7 protein-coding genes are annotated in these 6,183 nt (G+C 67.4%); 3 read left to right on the top strand and 4 right to left on the bottom strand.

Going from position 1 to position 6,183, the window contains the following annotated elements:
• Window positions 1-2,081: UvrD-helicase domain-containing protein (locus Mterra_RS17960; protein ID WP_147372924.1), on the bottom strand; the 2,081-nt coding region annotated here is incomplete at its 3' end.
• A 62-nt stretch (window positions 2,082-2,143) separates the two neighbouring features.
• On the opposite strand from Mterra_RS17960, the gene Mterra_RS17955 reads away from it, so the two are divergent.
• Genes Mterra_RS17955 through Mterra_RS17945 form a run of 3 tightly spaced genes read left to right on the top strand, consistent with a single transcriptional unit; the run spans window position 2,144 to window position 3,654 of the window.
• On the top strand, window positions 2,144-2,383 hold the full coding sequence (locus tag Mterra_RS17955) for an AbrB/MazE/SpoVT family DNA-binding domain-containing protein (protein ID WP_119316396.1): 240 nt from the start codon (window positions 2,144-2,146) through the stop codon (window positions 2,381-2,383).
• Entirely contained in the window at window positions 2,380-2,766 is a 387-nt protein-coding gene (locus Mterra_RS17950; protein WP_119316395.1) for a type II toxin-antitoxin system death-on-curing family toxin, read from the top strand. The genes Mterra_RS17955 and Mterra_RS17950 overlap by 4 nt, the downstream gene beginning before the upstream one ends.
• A gap of 42 nt (window positions 2,767-2,808) precedes the next feature.
• A complete protein-coding gene (locus tag Mterra_RS17945) occupies window positions 2,809-3,654 on the top strand; it encodes an aminotransferase class IV (RefSeq protein WP_119316394.1) in 846 nt (281 codons plus the stop codon).
• Here the strand turns inward: Mterra_RS17945 and Mterra_RS17940 are convergent.
• The 3 genes from Mterra_RS17940 to Mterra_RS17930 form a co-directional block, all read right to left on the bottom strand.
• Window positions 3,651-4,532 (bottom strand): DNA adenine methylase, encoded by an 882-nt coding sequence (locus tag Mterra_RS17940; RefSeq protein WP_119316393.1) that lies wholly within the window; start codon window positions 4,530-4,532, stop codon window positions 3,651-3,653. The genes Mterra_RS17945 and Mterra_RS17940 overlap by 4 nt on opposite strands.
• Window positions 4,529-5,410, bottom strand: coding sequence for a NotI family restriction endonuclease (locus tag Mterra_RS17935; protein WP_119316392.1), 882 nt, complete (start codon window positions 5,408-5,410; stop codon window positions 4,529-4,531). Before Mterra_RS17935 ends, Mterra_RS17940 begins: the two co-directional genes overlap by 4 nt.
• Before the next feature lie 35 nt (window positions 5,411-5,445).
• On the bottom strand, window positions 5,446-6,183 hold a 738-nt coding region (locus tag Mterra_RS17930), incomplete at its 5' end, for a PD-(D/E)XK nuclease family protein (RefSeq protein WP_147372923.1).

Here is a 6,183-nt window from a genome sequence, read left to right as displayed (position 1 = left end):
CGGGCCTCGAGCCACTCGGGGATCTCGGGCGGGGCCGTGACGGGCAGGGGGCGCACCTCGGCTACGGGGCGGTAGCGCCAGGTCTGGTGAAAGTAGTCGGGGCGCTGGTAGGCGGGCGCGTCGGGGCCGAAGCCGACCTCGACCATGGCCTGAGCCCAGCCGGTGGCCTTGCCCTCCTTGACGCTGCCACTCATCACCAGCACGTCGCGGGCGCGGCTGGCGGCGACGTAGAGCAGGCGGTAGCTCTCCTCCTCCTCGCGGGCCCCCGCCTGCTCGCGGAAGGCCTCGAAGCAGGGGGTGTCGGGCAGGGCCGCCCGCCCGCCCTCGCCCAGGTAGAGCGGCTGGGCGCGGTGGCTGTTCATGCGCCCGAGGTCGAAGACCGCCACCAGGGGCCACTCGAGCCCCTTGGCCGCGTGGACGGTGAGGAGCTGGATCCCCTCCCCGCTCTGCGGCACCTCGCCGGCTTCGGCCTGGCGCGAGAGCATCTGCAGGCGCTCTAAGAGCACCTCGAGGTCGCGCGGCGGGCGGCGGGCCACCTCGAAGAGCAGGGCGTCAACGTTCTCGCGGGCGCGGGGGTCGAGGAAGTCGAGGTAGGACTTCCCGCCGATAAGGGGCTCGCGCACCAGGAACTTGAGCGCGTCGAGCGGCGCCGACTGCCGCACCCGGCGGCGCACCCGCTCCAGCCGCTCCCACACCTCGGGGAAGGCGAGTTCGAGGGTGTAGAGCGGCGCCTCGGAGGTGAGGACGCGCTCGAGGTCGGCCAGGCCCATCTGCCCGAAGGGGCTGCGCAGCCAGGCGGCCAGCGAGAGCCCTGAGGGGTCGAAGCCCACCCGCAACGCGTGGTAGAGGTCGCGGATCTCCTGCCGCTCGTAGTAGCCGCGCCCCTGCAGCAGCACGTAGTCGAGGCCCTCGCGCTGCAGGGCCTCCTCGAGGAAGGGGAAGCTGGCGCGGGAGCGCGCCAGCACCGCCATCTGCGAGAGGGGCACCCGGCTCGACAGCGCCCGCAGCCGCTCGGCGAGCACCTGGGCCTCGAAGCGGCGCAGCTCGTCCATGGGCACGTCGCCCTCGACCCAGTGCAGCTCGAGCTTGCCCACCTCGCCCCGCACCCCCGCCACGCTGGGGGCTTCCTCCGGCCCGAAGCCCAGCCCGCGCCGGGCGAGCTCGGCGGTGAGGCGGTTGAGGAAGCGCACCAGCACGCCGGCGTGGCGGTAGGTGGTGGAGAGGGGCTCGAGCTCCTGCCCCTCGCGCCGCGCCCGGCGGAACACCTCCACGTCGGCGTCGCGGAAGGCGTAGATGGACTGCTTGGGGTCGCCCACGACCTCCATCGGCATCCCCGCGTCGCGCAGCGCGCTGAAGAACTCGCCCTGCAAGGGGTTGACGTCCTGGAACTCGTCCACGAGCATCACCCGGTAGCGCCCCAGCAGCCTCTCCACCGCCCGCCGGTTGCCCACCATCCCGATGGCCCGGCGCTCGATCTCCGAGGGCGAGAGCAGGTTGGAGCCCAGCCGCCTCTCGTAGGCCGCGAACACCGCCTGGTACACCCTCACCAGCCGCTCGTTGGCCTCGCCGGGGGCGGGCTCGAAGGCGCGCGCGAGCGAGCGCTTGTCGAAGAGGAAGAGCAGGGGCTCCTCGAGCTCGGGGGTCGCCAGGCCGTGCAGGGGGTGCTCGGGGTCGGCGGCGAGGTAGCGCAGCGAGCGCCACTCCTCCTCGAACAGCGCCTTGGCCTCCCAGTCGCCCATCAGGCTGAAGTCGGGGTCGAGGCCCAGCAGGGGCGCACACAGCCGCAGGGCCTGGGCCATGAAGCCGTGGATGGTGGTGAGGGTAGCCCCGCCGAGCTCGAGCCGGGCCTCCTCGAAGCGCGCGCGGCCCGCGGGGTCGGCCACGAAGCCGAGGTGGTGTCCCTGCTCCAGCACGTCCTCGACGGCCCGCCCCACCCGTACCCGCAGCTCGTCGGCGGCCTTGCGGGTGAAGGTGACGCCCGCGATGCGGCGCAAGGGCGTGCCCGAGGCGATGAGCTCGAGGTAGCGCAGCACCAGGCTGGCGGTCTTGCCAGTCCCGGCGGAGGCAACACGGACCTTCATGCCCATTTCCGCCCGAATCTTACCCGTTCAGGGCCAGGTATAAACAGCGTTATAATTCCGGCGTGAAGCGCACCCTGCTGAGCCTGGGCAACAGCACCGCCGTGACCCTGCCGCCCGACCTGCTCGAGCGCCTGGGGCTCCGTTCGGGCGATACCGTGGAGGTCGAGGCCACCGAGGACGGCATCCTGATCCGCCCGGCCAAAGCCCTCGACCCCGAGTTCGAGCGGGCCCTGCGGGCGGTGGTCGGGCGGTACGGCAACACCCTGCGCCGGCTGGCCGCCTACGACCGTGGGGACGAATGAGGCCCACCCGCTGGCTGAGCGTGGCCGAGGTCATGCTCCTGCACGACCTGGCGTTGGAATTGCACGGAGGCAAGCCGGGGCGTCTGGACCCTGGGCGGCTGGAGTCGGCCGTCCTGCAAGCCCAGGCCGAGTTCGGGGGACAGTTGCTGCACCCCACGCTCCACGGGCAGGCGGCGGCCTACCTCTTTCACATCGCCACCGGTCATACCTTCGCCGACGGGAACAAGCGCACCGGGCTGCTCGCTGCCCTGACCTTCCTCGAGCTCAACGGCTCCCCCTGTACCCTGAGCGAGGACGCCGCCTACGAGCTGGCGCTCGCCGTGGGCCGGGGCGAGCTGGACAAGGCCCAGACCGCTGCACGGCTCAGGAACCTCGAGGGCTGAAGGGCGGGATGCGCTAAACTACGCACACTAGAGGCTGTGGCGATGGAATACGTGAACCTCAACGGACAATTAGTGCGCGACGCCGACGCGAAAATCCACGTCAGCGACCTGGGGCTGCGGCGGGGTTACGGGGCCTTCGAGTTCTTCCGGGTGCTGCGCGGCGTCGCGGTGTTCATCGAGGACCACCTCGACCGCTTCGAGAACTCCAGCCGCGCCATCGGCCTCGAGGTGCCCTACTCCAGGGCCGAGCTCGAGGGCTTCGTGCGCGAGCTGATCCGCGCCAACAACCTCCAGAGCGCGGGGATCCAGCTCGTGCTCACCGGCGGCTACTCCGAGGACATCTTCACCCCCGGCCACCCCAACCTGATCATCGCCCCCATCGCCCTGCGCGAGTACCCGCCCGCCCTTTACCAGCAGGGCGTGAAGGTCATCACCCACCGCCACGAGCGCGAGATCCCCGAGGCCAAGACCACCGCCTACCTCACCGCCGTCAAGCTCGGGCCGCGCATGAAGGCCGAAGGCGCCGCCGAGGTGATCTACCACGACGGGAAGTGGGTCACCGAAGGGGCGCGCTCGAGCCTGGGCTTCGTCAAGGAGGGCGTGCTCGTCACCGCCAAGGACGGCGTGCTCCCCGGCATCACCCGCATCCACGCCCTGCGCCTGGCCCAACAGCTCATGCCCGTCGAGCACCGGGCCTTCACCCTCGACGAGCTCTACGCCGCCGACGAGGCGTTCATCACGAGCTCGACCCGCGGCGTCATGCCCGTGACCCGCATCGACGACCGCCCGGTGGGCGATGGGCAGGTGGGCCCCAGGGTGAGCGCGCTGGTGAAGGCTTTCGAGGCGCACGTGGAGGCTTATCTCAGGGCCCAGCAGGTCTCGAGCTAATCCAGCCAATCCAGGTTTCTACCCACGATCAGCTCGCGCATTACGCTGTGGTGAGTGTTTTTCATGAGCACCCTTCTGGTTTTCAAGCCACTGCGTAAAGCCAGGTCTTCCACCAGGGAATCGTCATCGTAGGTCATCACAAAATCGCCCGTGAACCTGGAGGCCAGGTGAAACAGGTGCGGATGGTCCAGCTCCGAGTGGACATAAAGGCGGCTCCCGGCCCGCTTCTGACCAGCGGTGTATGGGGGGTCGATAAAGGCCACGGCTCTGGAGTGCCCCAGTCGCCGCTCGAGCTCTAACAGGCCGTCTCCCTCCACGACCCTCACCCGCTCCCGAAGAGGTGCCAGGCGAAGTATGCGATGCTTCAGGGTTTGGGGATACCATCTCGAGCGTATACCCCGTCCATTTTCGCCCTCCTTGATCATGCCGGCCCCAGGCGCCAGGATGCCGCCGCGGTTAATCCGGTTTCTGAGGATGGTTTGGAAGGCATGCTCCTCAACTGTGTCCGGCTCACCAGACAGAACCGTGCGTACATTGTCCAGGGTCAGCTCGAAGCTTGAAATCCTCTGTGCCAGTGCTGCCGCATCCCCTTCAAAAATCGCCTTCCACACCGCAACGACATCCCGATCCTTCTCGACCAAAATAACTCGATCAGCAAGGTTCTCATACAACACGGTCAAGCCGGCGCTGGCTCCCCCAGCAAAAGACTCGATGAACTCCGCAGGCCGAAAGGGCAAGCTCGCCAGCCATCGCTTCAGGTAAGGCACGAACCAGGTCTTACCGCCTGGGTAGCGCAGCGGGCTGAGCTGGCGCACCGTGGCGACGTTCACAACTGCCAGTTCGACGTCGAATAGCGGTGCCTGGCGTACTGGGCTCATGGTTCTCCCTCTATCACGTCTTTCAAGGTGGGGGCATCGGGGGCCGATTCCCCTAGCTTTTCGTCCAACTTCTCCTGTAAGGTTGCCATAAAGGATTCAACGGGGCCCTCGTTGGTTCGTGTGATCTGCCTCAGGGCGTCTTCAAACTTGGTATAGACCGTCCGGTGGCGGGTCAGCCTGTAGCGATTCGACCCCTTATCCAGGATCAGCTCATAAAGAAACCAGGCGACCTCGGCGTCCTCCTTGCGAACCTCCCTAAGTCGTGGCAACGTCTCAAAAAAAGCCGTATGCAAAGCAACGGCAATTTTCTTGTTCCAAGAGTGGAAGATTCCACCTTTGTAAATAATCTGCGGAGCCAGTCGCTTGCGTGATGAAGAGAGGTAGTCCGCTCGCGGATAATTCCTGCCCTCGTACCCCCGCGTCCGATAGTCCGTGGGATTGGCGATGAATTCCTCGAAAGGGCGACGGATATTACCGCTAATATACACACCCTGAACCTCTACAGAGCCAAAGTCCAGGATGCGACCACGGCTGTCATAGCTCACCAGGACAAGGTCTATGTTCCCGGCGGATTTTCCCTCGCTGTCTTCAAGGCGAATTTCAGCCAGGGAGGTCCAGGTAGCCTCCTCCGGGAAAAAAAAGCGGGCGGCATCCTCAGCGATCAACCAATCCTCCCGAAAGCGCACAGGGCAGGTAATCGCCAGCTTATCTCCATCGATAATGCTACAAACACCCAGAGGATCCTGCGCCTTGTCTTTCGTACAGTTCGGAACCCGATTGTTAAAAGGACACAATCTGAGCTTGCGGTACCGATCGGCCTCTTCACTGACGTTGTCTACAGGAAAACCAAAGGCTTCGGCAATCGGCTGCTTTGGCATACGTGCCCATTGTATATGCCTAAAGGCGGCACAATTCACCCCACCCTCCCCTCCCGGCACACATCCCGCACCGAGCAGCTCAGGCAGATGAAACCGGGGTTGGGCTTGACCTCGCCGCGCTGGTAGCGCTCGAGGGTGGCCCGAACCTTCTCGTTGCGCCAGCGGATGGGGCCGGTGACCTGGGAGATGGGCTTGTCGTAGACGGGGAGCGGGGGGCCCAGGACGGGCCAGACCCACAGGCGCACGCCCTTGACCTGGCGGGGGTTGTGCTCGAGCAGGTAGCCCGCCAGCCACAGCTCGCCCCAGCGGCCGCGCAGGAAGGCGGTGGGGTCGTCGGTGTCGGGGGGGGCGAAGGTGTAGAAGCTGTACTCGCCGCCGCGGTTGAGCGCGCCGTCCACGCGGGCCTGGGGGGTGGCGTTCTCGGGCCAGGCGAAGCCCAGGTTGAGCGCGAAGAGCAGCTCCTGGTGGGCCCGCAGCCAGCCTTCGGCCTCGGGGAAGCGCTGGGCGAGGGCCTCGAGGCGGGCCTCGTTGAGGCGCTTGAGGGCGCGGAGCTCGCGCACCAGCGCCCGCCAGCCGCTCGCCTCCTCGCGCCCGCGGGGGCCGGCAACGCGCTCGGCCCAGAACCTGAAGCCGCACTCGTCGTAGCGGCGCAGGTCCTCGACGGTGGCCGGGCCCAGGCGCACCGGGCCGTCGGGCGGGCGGTAGCGGCCGTCGCCGGGCACCTCGAGGCGGCTGGCGCTGGGGAGGTCGGGGATGCGGGGAAGGCTGCGGGG

Origin of the sequence: Calidithermus terrae (assembly GCF_003574345.1) — a bacterium.
Taxonomy (GTDB): Bacteria; Deinococcota; Deinococci; order Deinococcales; family Thermaceae; genus Calidithermus; species Calidithermus chliarophilus.
Note: the sequence above shows the minus strand (reverse complement) of the source record. Positions and strands in the feature narration are given on the sequence as shown.

Coding starts and splice junctions, on each gene's coding strand:
- Mterra_RS17940 (WP_119316393.1), bottom strand. CDS start 4,532: ATGAGCCCAGTACGCCAGGCACCGCTATTCGACGTCGAACTGGCAGTT.
- Mterra_RS17935 (WP_119316392.1), bottom strand. CDS start 5,410: ATGCCAAAGCAGCCGATTGCCGAAGCCTTTGGTTTTCCTGTAGACAAC.
- Mterra_RS17945 (WP_119316394.1), top strand. CDS start 2,809: ATGGAATACGTGAACCTCAACGGACAATTAGTGCGCGACGCCGACGCG.
- Mterra_RS17950 (WP_119316395.1), top strand. CDS start 2,380: ATGAGGCCCACCCGCTGGCTGAGCGTGGCCGAGGTCATGCTCCTGCAC.